We start from the raw sequence: 14,581 nt of genomic DNA, 5'->3' as shown, positions 1-14,581 counted from the left end.
CCCATGCCCCTCCTGATCACCGACGAGCAGCGCCGCTCCCGGCTCGGCCACCGCCACCTCCTGCGGGCGGCCGACCGGGCGGCCACCGTCCCCCAGGTGGCCGACGCCCTGGCCGGCCTGCACTCCACCGACGCCGCGACGGTCTACCTCTCCGTCTGCGCGCGCCTCGCGGAGCCCTCGGCCGAGGCGGTGGACCAGGCCCTCTACGAGGAGGTCTCCCTCGTCAAGCTGCTCTCCATGCGGCGCACCATCTTCGCGGTGACCGAGGAGTTCGCCCCGTACGTCAACTCCTCGACGGCCAAGGCCATCGCGGTCAAGGAGCGGGCCACCCTGCTCAAGCACCTGCGCGACGGCGCCGAGGGCTGGGACGAGGCCCGCCTCGCCGAGACCGAGCGCGCCACCCTCGCCGCCCTCACCGCCCGCGGCCAGGCCACCACCACCCAGGTCGCCGAGGACGTCCCGGCCCTGCGCGAGACGATCCTGATGTCCCCCGGCAAGGCCTACGAGGCCCGCCAGAGCATCGGCAGCCGCCTGCTGCGCCTGCTCGCCTCCGACGGACACGTCCGCCGCTGCCGCCCGCGCGGCTCCTGGCTGAGCAGCAGCTACCCCTGGGCCCCCGTCCCGCAGCTGCCGGACGTCCCGGTCCGGGAGGCCAAGGCCGAGGTGGCCCGCCGCTGGCTGGCCGCCTTCGGCCCGGCCACCGAGGCCGACCTCAAGTGGTGGACGGGATGGACCCTCGGCGACACCCGCAAGGCCCTCGCCGACCTGACGGCCGTTCAGGTCCGCCTCACCGACGGGTCCGTGGGCCTGGTCCTCCCCGGCGACGAGGAGACCCCGGACCCCACCGACCCCTGGGCCGCCCTGCTCCCCGCCCTCGACCCCACCACCATGGGCTGGCGCGGCCGCGACTGGTACCTCGACCCCGAGCACGTCCCCGCCCTCTACGACCGCGCCGGCAACGCCGGACCGACCGTCTGGTGGAACGGCCGCATCATCGGCGGCTGGGCCCAACGCCCCGAAGGCGAGCTGGTCCACCGCCTCTTCGCCGACCCCGGCCGCGAGGCCCGCGCCGCCGTCACCGCCGAGGCCGAACGCCTCACCTCCTGGCTCGGCGAGGTCCGCGTCACCCCGCGCTTCCGCACCCCGCTGGAGCGCGAACTGGTCAGCTGACACCGGCACCTGGGAAGATCCCCTGATGCCCTCCCCCCTCCCGTCCCTCCCCGAGTCCTGGCTCCACGGCATCGCCGTCAACCCCGGCGCCCCCGCCGAGGTCCTGCTCCGCCTCCTCTCGCCGGAGGCCGGGGACGCCCGGAAGCTCATGCTCACCGACGGCCGCCTGCCGCCCGAGCTGGTGGAGACCCTGCTGGACCACCCCGACCGGCGCGTCCGCATGCACCTGGCCACGAACCCCCACCTGGCGCCCGCCCACCGCGCGCGGCTGGCCGACGACCCCGACTCACTGGTCCGGTACGGCCTGGCGACCGGTACGAGGTTCCGCCCGGGGCGGCCCGCGCGGCTACCGGACGAGACGCTGGAGAAGCTGTTCGCCACCGAGGACCCCGAGGACCCCGGGCTTACGCTGGTCACCGCCGGGGAGATCCGCAGCGAGCTCTACTACTCCGGACAGGTCCCCGTCTCCTTCCTGCACACGCTCCCCGTCCACCCGAACCCGGTCCTGCGCGCCCTGGCGACCTGGCGCTGGGCTCAGCTCACGGACCGTCAGCGCGCCGCCCTCCGCGCCGATCCGGATCCTGCGGTCCGCGAGTCGGCACTGAGGTCGGACCGGTACCACTTCGACCCGGCGGACTCCGACGCCGCCCTGGCGGTGGCGAGCCCGCGCGACCGGACCACCGTGTTCTGGTCCAGGACCCTCTCGCCCGAGGCCACCGAGGCCGCGCTGCGCGAGTACCCGCCCGCTCTGGCCCACAACCCCTACATCCCCGCCGAGGTGGTCGGCCGCCTTGCCCGGGACCTCGACCCCGAGGTCCGCCGCGCGGTGGCGGGCCGGTCCGACCTCACACCCGCCCTCCGGGACGCGCTCGTCGCCGACCCCGACCCGGCGGTCCGCACCCGGGCGCTGGTCCAACCGCTGCCACGCACGGAGCCGGAGTGCGCCGCACTCGACCGTGCGTCGCTCCCCTCCTCGCTCTGGCCGCTCGCCGAGCTGTGGACCGAACCGAGCGCCGACTGGTACCGCTCCGTGGCCACCTCACCGCATCCCGAGTGCCGGCGAGCCGCCGCCGGCGCCGCCCACCTGGCACCGGAACTCGTCGCCCTCCTCGCCGAGGACCCCGAGCCGACCGTCCGTCAACTCCTGTCCCTGCACCAGGAGGAGGCGCCGGCCGCCCTCCTGCTGGAGACCTTCCTCGCCGTACCCGCCGTGCGCGAGCACCTGCTCCTCCGCTCCGACCGGCTCCCCCGCACCGGCCTGGCCCACCTCCTCGACCACGAGGACCCCGAGGTCCGCGCCCTCGCCGCCACCGACCCCACCCTCCCCTCCTCCGTCCTCGAACCCCTCCTCCACGACCCCGACCTCGCCCGCCCGGCCGCCGCGAACCCCGCCCTCACCCCTTCCCGCCTGCACGCCCTCCTCGACGCCGCCGAGCTCCCGCCCGCCGCGCCCTGAGCCACCGTCAGGACCGGGATCAGAAGGCGACGTCGAAGCAGTAGCTCTCGGCCCACGCGGAGGCTCCGTACTGGTTGGCCGCGCGCACGGTGATGCAGACGTGGTCGCCGGAGACCGGCCCGGTGATGTGGTAGCTGGTGCCCCCGGTCGAGTAGACGTCGTGCACCTTCCCGGTGTCGTTGTCGTACTTGACGTCGTAGCGGGTCGCGCCCGGCTGCGCGTTCCAGGACATGGTGAACGGCATGCTGCACGAGCCGACGCAGCCGTGGTCGTAGGTCGCGCTGTAGCTCGTCATCTTCGCGGGCGGCGAACCCTGGGGTGCGGGGGTCTGGGTCGCTGCAGGGGTCGGGGCGGACGACGGCGCGGGGTTGGGGGCGGGGGGAGCCGAGGACGGCTGGACCGCTCCGGTCCCCCCGCCCGCCGCACCACCACTCGCCGTACCGCCGGCACCGCCGCCCGCGCTGCCGGTGCTGGTCTTCCCGCCGGTCGCGGCACCTGACGATCTGTTGGCTGCGCTCGGCGGCGGTGAGGTGGCGGGCGGACCGATAGGCGACGAGGTCGGCGTCGGGGAATCCGTTGACGGGGTCGGCGACGTGGCCGGGGGGCTGCTCCGGTCGGCGTCGCCGGACGGTGCCGTGGGCGTCGACGGTGCCGAGGCGCCGGTGACGGTGCCGCTCGGGAGGCTCCGGCCCTCGGGGCTTCCCGGAGTCCCGCCGTACGGGAGCAGGCTGACGGTGACGGCCGCACCGGCGGTGACCACGGCCGCCACGACGATCAGTGTCAGGCGGCGTCGCCGTCGGGGCGGGCGGGCGACGGCGTTCCGCTCCGTCGGGGTCGGGGGCAGGGACGGTATCGCGGTGTCGGCCGAGTGCCGGATCAGCACCGCCAGGCCGGTCCGGTCGAGGGTCTCCTCCCCCAGGCCCAGTGCCGTCCCCAACTCCGCCGGGGTCGGCCGCTCCTCGGGGTCCTTGGCCAGGCAGCGGCGGACCAGGGAGAGCAGCTCGGCCGGGACCTGTTCGAGGTCCGGCTCCTCGTGCACGATCCGGAAACCGAGGCCGAAGGGGTCGGTCTGGCCGAACGGGTGCTTCCCGGTGGCGGCGTAGGCCAGCACCAGCCCCAGCGCGAACACATCGGCCGGCGGACCGACCCGGCCCCGTACCTGCAGCTGCTCCGGCGCCATGAACTGCGGTGTCCCCAGCAGCATTCCGGTCTGCGTCAGGGTGGTCACCGCCGCGTCCCGCGCGATCCCGAAGTCGATCAGTCGGGGCCCGTCCCGCCCCAGCAGGATGTTGCCGGGCTTGACGTCCCGGTGCACCAGGCCGGCCGCGTGGATCGCGGCCAGCGCCTCGGCCAGCCGCACGCCCAACGCCCGTACCGACACGGTGTCCAGCGGGCCGTGCTCGGCGATGACCGCGTTCAGCGTGGGCCCCGGCACGTACTCGGTCGCCAGCCAGGGCTGCTCGGCGTCCGTGTCGTGGTCGACGATGGCCGCGAAGTACGGCCCCGACACCGCCAGGGTCGCGGTCACCTCACGGCGGAACCGGGCGATGAAGTCGGCGTTCTGCGTCAGCTCCTCGTTGATGACCTTGACGGCCACCATGACCTCGTCGCGCCGCCCGAAGTAGACCTTCCCCATGCCACCCGCACCCAGCACACCGAGCAGCTCGTACGGGCCGACCTGCCGCGGATCGCCGTCCTGGAGCGCCTTCAACGCGCCACCCCCGGCGCGGTCGCCGCGAGCACGGGCAGCAGCACAGTCAGCATGTCTCTCTCACGTTCCCCCGATGGAGGACCACGCAGACACGCGGTCCCGCGCGTCGGCGACCCGAGAGCTCACGGACCGTCAGCACGCCGACAAACCATCCCACCTGGCGGAAGCCCTGGCAGCGTCCTTCGCCGATCCGTGATCAGCACATGGCAGAAAGCGGTCCCTCTCGTGCTCCGAAGCGGTCGGCCCCGCTCACAGGAAGGAGCACCGGGATCTCAGGTAACAGGAGTGACGAACCCCCACGACAGTTCCGCGCAGACCACAACGGCGTACGGCCGGAGCAGATCTGCTCCGGCCGTACGCCGCCCGTCAGGGGGAACCGCTGTCAGACCGTCAGGCGCCACCGGCCGGCAGCGGGAAGATCGAGGTCGCGTACCAGCCCTTGGGGTGCACGGTCTTGTCGACGATCTTCACCCGGACCTCCACCTTGGTGCTGGCCCGGCCCGGGTTCTGGTAGTTGCCGCCGCGGACGTAGGAGTCCCCGAGCGAGGTCACCTTGTTGCTGTTGGCGTCGAGGATGGTGATCTCCGCGGTGAACCGAAACTCGGACTTGCCTTGGGCTATCGCCTTCGCGCGCTCAGCCACGCCCTTCGTCAGCCACGCCTGCTTCAGTGACTCCTCCGCGGTGGCGAGGTCGGTGAAGACGCCGTTGGTTCCGTCTGCCTCGGCCTTGGCCTGCGCATCCCGGGCAGTGATGCCCATCGGGCTGTTGTTCGGACCGTAGTTTCCCCGGGCGACGTGGTCCTCGATCGTGTGCACGTCCGACAGGGCCTCGTCCTTGAGCAGGAAGAGGCAGTTGTGGACGAGCAGGTCGCGCCCCTGGCCACCGTCGGTGCGCACGAAGAAGGTGTGCGGACCGTCCACCGTCAGGTCGAAGACCGTCTCGGCCGCCAGGTCGTCCCGGCGGGTGGTGCCGGTGACCATCTGCGGGGTGCCGTCGACGGACCGCAGGCGGTCTCCCGCGCGCACGTCCGCGGCCAGCGCCCAGCCGCCGTCCTCACGGTAGAGGCGGTGGCCCACCGTGGTGGAGAGCTTGCTGCCGTCCGCCAGGGCGATGTCGACCAGACTCCGGGTGGGGTGAGCGAAGGTGGCCGTGACGTCCTGCGCCTGCGGCCCGCCGCGCTCGGGGTCGGCCGCCAGCACCCGGTCCCCGGTGCGGACCTGCTCGACGGCCCGGTACGAACCGTCCGCCAGCAGTACCTGGGTGCCGGCCGGGAAACTGTTGGTCTCGCAGGAGACCCGGAAATCCGAGGCCGCGCTGACCTCGTCCTCCAACTGCCGCAACAGCGCCTGGTCGATGCCGTCGCTCTCCCGGACCGTCTTGAGCGCAGCCTCGGTGCCGACCCCGTCCTTGAGGGACAGCCGCAGCGTGGTGATCGCGTCGGCGGCGGCGAGGTACTTGAGTTTGACCGCGTCGCTGTAGCCCTCGAGTGCGGCGTTGAGGGCGAGTTTGGCGTGCGAGAATTCGACGCCGGTTTCGAGGGCGAAGCGGAAGGCGACGAGGGCCTTCGCGCCCTTGGCGAGGGTGCCGTAGGGGATGAAGTTGGACGCGGCCAAGGCGCATGGTTCGTTGAAGCCGAAATCGTTCCAGCATCGGACGAAGTCGTCGGTGATGAGCTTGACGACGAGCTCGCTGGAACTCTGGAATTCCTTCTTGACGGTGGTGTCGAACTGCGTGTTGATCGGTTCGGTGCGGATGAGGTCGGTGGACCACTGCCGGCCCTGGCAGGCGGCGATGGTGATGCCGGGGTCGGGGCAGGTCTTGAGGTAGTAGTCGACCGTTCCCGTGACCTGGACCTTGACCGGCAGGTTGCAGACCAGCTTGCCGTCGCTGTCCTCGTACCAGCTGTCCTGGAACATGACGGCGATGGCTTGGTTGAATTCCAAGCACTTGCTGTGGTCTTCGCTGATGATCTTGTACACGACGTCGGAGCGGGGGACGCCTACGACGTAGGTGACGCGGCCGCTGTCATCGACGACGACGGTTTCGCTCTGGAGCTTGCCTTCGGCCGGGTCGGCCTGCTGCTTCTTCTGGACCTCCGCCCGTGCGTCCCGGGCGGCCTGGGCGGCTTCGGCGGCGCTCTTCTCGGCGGCGACCTGGGAAGCGTGGGCCGCGTCGGAGGCGGTCTTGGCGTTGGCCGCGTACTTCCTGGCCTCTGCGGCGTAGCCGGCCGCTGCGGCCTCGGAGATGCCCGCTCGGCGTGCGGCGTCCTGCGCGTTGGCGGCGGCGGTGCGGGCCGTCCTGGCGTGGGCGGCGGCCTGGTCGGCGGACGCCTGGGCTTGGCGGGCGGCTTCGGCGGCCTGGGCGGCCGCTGCGGCGGCTTGGTCGGCGGATGCCTGGGCCTGGTTGGCGAAGCCTGCCGCTTCACCTGCGAGGCCGCGGGCGGTGGCGTAGGACTGGGCGGCCTGCGAGGCGTACTTGCGGGCGGTGGCGGCGGAGCCGTCGATGGTGGCGAGGTAGGAGTTGACGGTGGCGACGTGCGCGGAGGTGAAGGCGTCGCGCTGGCGGGCCTGGGGCAGGCCGATCTGCAGGAACGGCTCGAGGCCGGCGGCCGGGCCGGCCATGGCTGCCTGGGCCGCGGCTTCGACCTCGGGACCGCCGGAGGCGATGGCCTGGGTGATCAGCAGCCGGTTGTCGTGCTCGCGCGCGGCGTACTGGCCCTTGGCCAGGAACTGGCGGACGTCGGCGTGGGTGCCGGCCATGGCAGTGTTGGCAGCGGTCTGGACCGCGGGTCCGCCGGCCGAGAGGATCTGCATCAGCCGCAGGCGGTCGTCGCTCTCCTGGCCGGGGTAGGCACCGGTGGCGAGGAAGTCGTGAACCTGCACGGCGGTGCCCACCGCGGCGGCCTCGGCCGCGAGCTTGTGCTCGAGCTTGGTCGAGCCCTGCGCGACGGATATGGCACTGCTGCGGTCGTCCTGTTCCCGGGCCTGTGCGAGATCCGAGCTCAGGAACGCCAGGACCGAGCCGTCGGATCGCTCGAGTGCGCTCTGGGCCGCTGCCTGCGCCCACGGGCCGCCCGCGTCCAGCAGCCGGACCGCGGCCTGGCGCCCCTTGGCAACCGCGACCTTCGCGTCGACCCCGGCGGCGGTCGCCTCCGAGATCAGCCGCTCGGTGTCGGCGGCGAACTCGATGTTCTTGCCGGCCTCCCACGCGGCCCTGCGGGCCTTCAACTCCTCGTCCCGGTATGCCTGCTGAGCGGCCATCATCTGCGCGGCCCGCTGCGCGTCCAGGCGTTCCTGGTCGGAGGCCCGGGCAATGTCGGCGATCTTGTGAGCCTTGGCTGCCGACTCCGCCGCGGTGATGGCGGCAGTGTCGGCGGCCGTCGCCGCGGCTTGGGCGATGCCGGCCGCGGTCGCCGCCTCACCGGCGTGCTGGGCGGCGTTGTCCGCTGCTGCTGCTGCGGCTTCGGCGTGTGTGGCCGAGGACTTGGCCGCCTGCTGTGCCTCGCGGGCGGCTGCGGACGCCTCGTCAGCGATCTTGACGGTGGCCTTCGCCGCGCGGCTGGCTTCGGCGGCCGCGGACCGGGCCCGGTCCGCGGCCTGCCTGGCCCGGTCCGCTTCGTCACCGGTCACCCCGGACTGGGCCGCGGCATCGGCGGCCGCGTCCCCGGCGGCCTTGGCGTTGACGCCTGCGGCATCGGCCGCGCCCGCCGCATCCTTCGCCCGCGAGGCTGCCTGGTCGGCCCAGGCCCCGGCCTCTCCGGCGCTGCGGGCATCGGCTGCCGCCTTGCGGGCGAGGACGGCCGCGTCACGGGCGGCGGCGGCCTTGCTCTCGTCGCCCGCGGCCTTGCCCGCCGCATCGAGTGCGCGGGTAGCGGCGTCGCCGGCCTTGGCGGAGGCCGATGCCGCGTTCGCCGCCGCGTCGGCGGCTTCCCTGGCGGCTTCGTTGGCGGCCTTGGCTGCCGACGAAGCCGTCTGCGCGGCCTTCGCAGCCCGGCCCGCGGCGTCGGCCGCGCGCCCTGCGGCGTTGGTCGCCTTCGTCGCGTCCCCTTGGGCTGCCCGGGTCTCCGCCGCCGCCCGCTCGGAGGCCAGCCGCGCCAGCGTGGTGGCGTCGAGCGCCTTGGCAGCGGCGTCCTTGGCGATCCTGGCTTGCTCGCCGGCCTCGCTCGAAGCGTTCCTGGTCAGGTCCGCCAGCTGAGCAGTCGTCAGGGTTTCCTGGTCGTGCGCCGCCGCGGTCTGGTAGCCGTAGCGCAGGAAGTCCCGGACGTCCTCGACGGTGCCGCTCATCGCGGCGTTGGCGGCCTGCTGCACCTGCGGGCCGCCGGCGGCGAGCAGCTGCATGAGGCGGATCCGGTCGTCGTGCTCGCGCGCCGTGAACTGACCGATCTTCAGGAACTGGTTGACGTCGTCCAGGGTTCCGGCCATGGCCTTGTTGGCCGCGTCCCGCACCTGGGGACCGCCGACGGCCAGGACCTGCATCAGCTGCAAGCGCTGGTCATGCTCGAACGGGTTCTTCAATCCCTTGGTGAGGAAGACCTGGAGATCGGCTGCGGAACCCGCGAGGGCGGCTGTCGCGGCCGCGCGCACCGCGGGGCCGGAGATCGCGATCAGTTCCTCGGTGCGGGAGCGCAAGTCCTGTTCCGCTGCGGCGGCCTGACCGGAGGTCACGAACGCGGTCACGTCCGCGTCCGATCCGGCCAGCGCCGTTCCGGCGGCACGCCGCACGGCCGGCCCGCCGCTCTTCCACGCCGCCACCGCCTTCACCCGGTCCGCGACCGGCCCTACGGCCTTCGGTGTCTCGGCTGCCGCCGCCGGTATCGCCAACAGCCCCATCAGCAGGCTGCCGGCCACGAGCCCGGTGACGGCTCTGCGCCGCCCCGCCCGTGGTGTCGAGGTGAGTTTCATCGAACTCGTCGTCCATCCTGTTCGGGTGCCGGCGCCTCGCGTGCCGTCCGTCCGGACCGCACGCACGCTCAGCACGTGGCCGGGACGCTCGGCGCGCGCCCGTGACGTGTAGGTCGGTGTCACACAGAGGTGGGCCGGGGGTGACGTCCGTCCTTGGATGACACCCCCGGCCCGTGATGGAGCCTCTGGTTCAGCTGGTCGCGGCGGTGTGCCGGACGTCGATGCTGTCCAGGGTCACGAAGGCGGTCCAGGAGCCGTCGGCCTTCTTGTCGGCCGTCCTGACCTTGGTGTCGCCGCCGATGGCGAACAGGCGGATGGTGTCGCCGATGGTGGTGGCGGAGACCTGCTTCATCCCGCCGGTGGCGCCGGGGACGACGTCGAAGGGGGTCCAGGGACCGCCGTTGGTGCTGTCGGTGGTCCAGATCCTGCCGTCACTGCCGACGGCGAACAGCCGCACCAGGTTGCCGACAGTCGTCGCCGCGATGCTCTGGATCCCACTGCTCGGGATCGCGCCGAAGGTGGTCCAGGAGCCGTCGGCCTTCTTGTCCGCGGTCCAGATCTGGCTGTCGCCACCGATGGCGAACAGGCGGATGGTGCCGCCGACCGTGGTGGCGGAGACCTGCTTGACCCCGTTCGCGCCAGCGACGATGTCGAAGGGGGTGAAGGGGCCGTTGTTGGTGCTGTCGGTGGTCCAGATCTTGCCGTCACTACCGACCGCGAACAGGCGCACCAGGTTGCCGACGGTGGTGGCGGCGATGCTCTGGATACCGCTGGATTCGAGCAGGGCGAACGCGCTCCACGTGCCGCCGGCGGGGCGGGTGGCGGTGTAGACCTTGTAGTCGCCGCCGAGGGCGAACAGGCGGGTCGTGGTGCCGACGGTCACCGAGCTGACCTGCCGGATGGAACCGGCGCCCGGCACGAGCGCGAAGGTGCCCCAGGTACCTCCGTAGGTACCGTCGTTGACCGAGATGGTGCCGTCACCACCGACCGCGAACAGCTGGCTCCCCGGACGGGAAGCCTTCACCTGCTGCACCCAGGAACCCAGGTCGTCGACCCGGGAGCTGACACCGTTCGTACGGGTCTCGGAGCCGGGAGTGTCAAGGCAGCCGCCCTGCCACGAACGGGACGCGACGGCCGCGATCTCCACGGTGCCGCTCCGGTCGCGCAGCAGCGGAGCACCGGTGTCACCCGCACAGATCGCGGCGCTGCCCGCCGCGGGAGTGCTGTCCACGCCGGTGGCGGTGACGGTGCCCGTCGTGTGGGTGGCGGCGTGGGGGTTGGCGGGCCGCCACTGGGTGGCCGTGCGACCCAGGCCGGCGACGCGCACGCTCTCCCCCGCCACCGGAGCGGCGGTGGCGAGCGCAACCGGGGTGACGCCGTCGACCGGTGCGGCCAGGCGGGCCAGCACCACGTCGCGGTCGGCGCGCGGGCGCAGCTCGGCGATGTCCACGCTCTTGCCGCCGAAGACCGCGGCGCTCTTGGTCGCCGGTGCGCCCGCACCGAGGGTGGCGGGAGTGTCGGTGAAGCAACCGGCCGACGTCAGCGCCCAGTTGCGGTCGACCAGGGTGGCGGTGCAGGCCCGCGATCCGGCCCGGCCCGCCTGACCCACGATGACGGTGCCAACCGCCGGGAAGTCGGTGGCGGTGGCCTGCACCGCCGGCCCACCGCTGGCGATCAGCTCCAGCAGGGTGCTGCTCTCTCCGCCCGCGTTGGCCTCGCCGACGGGCGTGTAGAGGTTCTTGTCGATGTCGACGCTGCTCGTCGAACCACCCGCGCTGACCGTGGCCTTGACCGTGTGGTCGTCACCCTTGACCGCGTAGACCTTCGGCAGCTCCAGCGCCAGGTATCCGCTGGGCCCCGTGACCCGGAAGCAGACCTTGGCCGATCCGCCGGTCAGCGTCGAGCTGAACACCTCCAGCAGATTGGCGGTTGACGTGCAGTCAGCCACCTGGATGTTCCCGTCACCCGACTTCAAGGTGACGTGCGACTCCGCCAGAACCTGGGCCGCCCCGGGGAAGGCGAAGGTCTCCACCGCCAACGGAGGTGTGCTCTCCGCAGCGGAGGCCGGGACCGAGCTGACCACACCGGGTATCGCCAGCAGCACCGCGAGCGGCAGTACCAGCCTTCCAGCTGCACGCACAAATACTCCAGAAAGTGAGATAACGGGAAGCGATTGCACCAACGGCAGAAACCTGGCGCATCCGCGGCATTCGGTTGAGTGCGCTGCGAATTGACGCCCCTTCATCACAGGGTCGTGGCAGCGGCGAGCCAGCGGGGGAGAGCCTGCCCGGGGCCACCAAGGTCGCCATAAGATGTCACCAACGAAATTCACGGCACCTTGTCGGCGCCGGCTCGGACCGAGGTCACCAGAGGCTCATTAATGCGATTCAGTCTGCTCGGGCCACTCACCGTCCACGACGGATCGGGCGTCGTCCGGCCGATCCGCGGACGCCTGACCGGAGCGTTCCTCGCCGCCCTGCTGCTCGAACCCAACCGCCGGGTCTCCTACGACGGCCTCGGCGAGGCGCTGTGGGCGAGCCGGGCACCGGCCACCGCGACGGCGGCGCTCCACAACCACGCGGCGCAGCTGCGCCGCGTGCTCGCCGAGGACGGGCCGGCCCGACTGCGGGCGGAGTCCCAGGGGTTCGTGCTGCGGGTGGAGGAGGGCGAGCTCGACTGCGAGGTGTTCGTGGCGCTGCTGGACGAGGCGAACGCGGCGTACGGGCGCGGCGACTGGAGCTCGGTCGGCCTGCACGCGGGACGGGCCTTGGAGCTGTGGCGGGGTGATCCGCTCTCCGATCTGCCGGTCTTCGCGGGGCACCCGCGGCTGCTGCACCTGCTGGAGCGGCGCGTTCAGGCGCTGGAGTGGTCCTTCGAGGCCGGGCTCCGGCTCGGCCGCCACCACGACCTGGTCGCCGATCTGACCGTGACCGCCGACGAGCACCCCCTCCGGGAGGTGTTCCAGCGTCAGTTGATGCTCGCGCTGCACCGGTGCGACCGGCAGGCCGAGGCGCTCGGCGTGTTCCACCGGCTGCGCCGGGTCCTCGCCGAGGAGCTCGGGGTGGAGCCGGGCCGGGCCGTCCAGGACGCCTACCAGGAGATCCTGAGCCTGACGACCAGGCCGGCGGCCGGTCCGACCGGTCCGACCGCCGACATCGCCGGCAATTCACTGATACCGGCCCAACTCCCTTTCCCGCCCAAGCACTTCGTCGGACGGAGCGGACAACTCACAGCGGCCCGTTCGGCCCTGACCCCGGACGGCCGAGGTCCGGCGATCGTCGTGGTGAGCGGAATGGCCGGGGTCGGCAAGACCGGTTTCGCGCTGCGGATCGCCCAGGAGGTGCGGACCGAGTACCCCGACGGACAGCTGTTCCTGAACCTGCACGGCGCGACGCCGGGCATGGCCCCGTTGGAGCCGCTCCAGGCGCTGGAACAGCTGCTGCACGGCCTGGGTGTGGAGTCCCGCCGCATCCCCGACAACGGTGACGCGGCCTCGGCGATGCTGCGCTCGGCCCTCTCCGGCACCCGCACGTTGATGGTGCTCGACGACGTGGCGTCGGCCGCCCAGATCCGGCCGCTTCTCCCGGCCGCCCCCGGCTGCGCGGCGATCGTCACCAGCCGGGCGTCCCTGGCCTCCGTGGACCGCGCCGAGCACATCCCGCTGACGCCGCTCTCCCTCCCGGAGAGCGTGGAGCTGGTGGGCCTGGCCTCGGGCCGGCCGGCCGCCACGGCCGACACCGCAGCGGCGCGACGGCTCGCCGACCTCTGTGGGCAACTACCTCTCGCCCTGCGCATCGCGGCCGGGCGCCTGGCCGACCGCAAGGCCCTGTCGATGGCATCGTTGGCCGACCTGCTCGCGGTCTCGGGCCGGCGCCTGGACCACCTCGAGCTCGACGACCTGAGCGTGCGCGGCTCCATCGCGGTGGCGCACGACACCCTGCTCGACTCTCCCCGGACGACCGACCGCGCCGCCGCCCTCGCGCTGCGCGCCATCGGCACCGTGGACCTGGCCGAGTACGGAGCTCCCCTGACGGCCCGTCTCATGGACACCGGACTCGAGCACGCCGAGAGCGCGCTCGACCGCCTGGTCGAGGTCGCCCTGCTGGAGGAGGTCGGGCTCGGCCGCTTCGCGCCGCACGACCTGGTCCGCGAGTACGCCCGCGAGCTGTCCCTGCAACACCCCGCCCCGGCCGACCGGGACGCCGCCGTCGAACGGGCGCTGCGCTGGTACGCCGCCACGGCGCGGGAGGCAACACTCGTGATCGTCTCCTCGGGGGACGAGCGCGACGCTCGGACCCCGCCTCCGCTCGGCCCGGCGGAGCCGTTCACCGACGCCCAGCAGGCCTTCGCCTGGTGCGACAGCGAACTGGCCAACATCACCACGCTCGCCCGCACCTACGGCCGAGCCCCCCTGGCCCGACCATTCATCCACACACTGATCCAGGCGCTCTTCCCCTACCTGCAACGACGCGGCCACGTGGAGGGCCTGCGCACCCTCAACGGCGTAGCCGTTGCAGCCGCCCGAGAAGCCGGTGACGGTCCGGCGGAAGCCATGGCGCTGGACTACCTCGCCTACACGCACAACCTGATCGGCGAGCACGAAACCGCTCTGGTCATGGTCGAGAGAGCCATCTCCCACTATCAGGCGGCTGGAGACCACGACAAGCTGAACGCCGTACTCGGCAACAAGGGGCTCCTGCTTGAGAATCTGGGCCGCCGCACCGAGGCGGCCACGGTCCTCGAGCGGCAGCTCGCGATCGCGCGGCAGCACGGCCCCCGACGCCGCGAGGGCAGTGTCCTCATCACTCTGGGCAACGTCCACGAGCGGACCGGGGATGCCCTTCGGGCCATCGACTGCCATCAGCGGGCCATCGCGATCGGTGAGGAGATCGGCGCCATGGACCTCCAGCAGTCGGGCCACACGAACGTCGGCTTCGCGTACCTGACACTCGGTCAGCCGGAGTCCGCACTGGCCTCCTTCGCGACCGCTCTGGTCCTGACCTCCGCCAGTCCGGACTGGGGCCCCGAGTCGCAGGCGCGGCTGGGCACGATCCGCGCCCTCATCGCCCTCGCACGTCACGACCAAGCCATCCGGGAGTGTGAGGTCCTGATCGACCGCGCCGCCCGGCGGGGCGACACCCACGCCGAAGGACTCGGCCACCAGCTGCTCGGATCGGTCATGCACTCGCTCGGCCGGAACCACGCCGCCGTCGAGCACTGGCAGCGGGCCGACCTCGCCCTGACCGGCACGGACTCGCCCGCCCTGGCCGAGGTCAGAGAACGACTGGCGGCCCGTCCCCAGCCACAGACTCCCGTCAACGCCCACTCCCTGTGAGGGCCCG

At 72.6% G+C, this 14,581-nt stretch carries 6 protein-coding genes; 3 read left to right on the top strand and 3 right to left on the bottom strand.

The window, feature by feature from the left end:
* Positions 1-3: 3 nt before the first annotated feature.
* The gene (locus ACZ6ZR_RS00420; RefSeq protein WP_465637816.1) at positions 4-1,170 is read left to right on the top strand and encodes a winged helix DNA-binding domain-containing protein; all 1,167 of its coding nucleotides are present in this window, start codon (positions 4-6) and stop codon (positions 1,168-1,170) included.
* A gap of 25 nt (positions 1,171-1,195) precedes the next feature.
* Positions 1,196-2,626 carry a hypothetical protein gene (locus tag ACZ6ZR_RS00415; RefSeq protein WP_465637814.1) on the top strand — a complete coding sequence of 477 codons (1,431 nt, stop codon included), beginning with the start codon at positions 1,196-1,198 and terminating at the stop codon, positions 2,624-2,626.
* Positions 2,627-2,645: 19 nt separating this feature from the next.
* Here ACZ6ZR_RS00415 and ACZ6ZR_RS00410 read toward each other — a convergent pair whose 3' ends face one another.
* From ACZ6ZR_RS00410 to ACZ6ZR_RS00400, 3 genes are all read right to left on the bottom strand, one after another.
* The gene (locus tag ACZ6ZR_RS00410; protein ID WP_465637812.1) at positions 2,646-4,337 is read right to left on the bottom strand and encodes a serine/threonine-protein kinase; all 1,692 of its coding nucleotides are present in this window, start codon (positions 4,335-4,337) and stop codon (positions 2,646-2,648) included.
* Positions 4,338-4,727: 390 nt separating this feature from the next.
* Positions 4,728-9,239, bottom strand: coding sequence for a polymorphic toxin-type HINT domain-containing protein (locus tag ACZ6ZR_RS00405; RefSeq protein WP_465637810.1), 4,512 nt, complete (start codon positions 9,237-9,239; stop codon positions 4,728-4,730).
* A 190-nt stretch (positions 9,240-9,429) separates the two neighbouring features.
* Complete coding sequence (locus ACZ6ZR_RS00400) at positions 9,430-11,379, bottom strand: trypsin-like serine protease (protein ID WP_465637808.1); 1,950 nt, start codon at positions 11,377-11,379, stop codon at positions 9,430-9,432.
* Between the two features lie 240 nt (positions 11,380-11,619).
* On the opposite strand from ACZ6ZR_RS00400, the gene ACZ6ZR_RS00395 reads away from it, so the two are divergent.
* Complete coding sequence (locus tag ACZ6ZR_RS00395) at positions 11,620-14,574, top strand: AfsR/SARP family transcriptional regulator (RefSeq protein WP_465637806.1); 2,955 nt, start codon at positions 11,620-11,622, stop codon at positions 14,572-14,574.
* Positions 14,575-14,581: the final 7 nt, after the last annotated feature.

It is taken from the genome of Kitasatospora sp. NPDC088742 (assembly GCF_055584905.1).
The sequence above is the reverse complement of the archived record's forward strand: the minus strand, read 5'-3'. Positions and strand labels throughout refer to the sequence as shown.

Excerpts from the sequence above, each read along its gene's own strand:
- ACZ6ZR_RS00420 (WP_465637816.1), top strand. The coding sequence starts at position 4 with ATGCCCCTCCTGATCACCGACGAGCAGCGCCGCTCCCGGCTCGGCCAC.
- ACZ6ZR_RS00415 (WP_465637814.1), top strand. The coding sequence starts at position 1,196 with ATGCCCTCCCCCCTCCCGTCCCTCCCCGAGTCCTGGCTCCACGGCATC.
- ACZ6ZR_RS00405 (WP_465637810.1), bottom strand. The coding sequence starts at position 9,239 with ATGAAACTCACCTCGACACCACGGGCGGGGCGGCGCAGAGCCGTCACC.
- ACZ6ZR_RS00395 (WP_465637806.1), top strand. The coding sequence starts at position 11,620 with ATGCGATTCAGTCTGCTCGGGCCACTCACCGTCCACGACGGATCGGGC.